This window comes from Stenotrophomonas sp. SrG, from assembly GCF_050031795.1.
GTDB classification, from domain to species: Bacteria; Pseudomonadota; Gammaproteobacteria; order Xanthomonadales; family Xanthomonadaceae; genus Stenotrophomonas; species Stenotrophomonas rhizophila_A.
Genome location: NZ_JBNBBE010001664.1, coordinates 1 through 231 on the forward strand (window position 1 = coordinate 1; position 231 = coordinate 231).

General features: G+C 72.7%; 1 pseudogene. It reads left to right on the top strand.

The features are described 5' to 3' along the window. Window positions 1–231 (top strand): annotated as a pseudogene (locus ACQG3P_RS25025) (polysaccharide deacetylase family protein); the annotation flags it as partial.

The window sequence follows — 231 nt, forward strand, 5'->3', positions numbered from 1 at the left end:
TGTTCGTGGCCACCGGCTGGAGGGGCGAAGGCCCCGTACGGCCGCACGCCGGCCAGCCCGGTGCGGCACTGCCCAGCACGCCCGTCCACCGCGGCTGTGAGGCGGCGATCCTGCGCGAGAACCGCCACGACGACGGGATGATGCGCTGGAGCGACGCGCGCGCCATGATCGACGCCGGCACCTTCGACGTGCACTGCCACACCCACACCCACACGCGCTGGATGAAGCAGG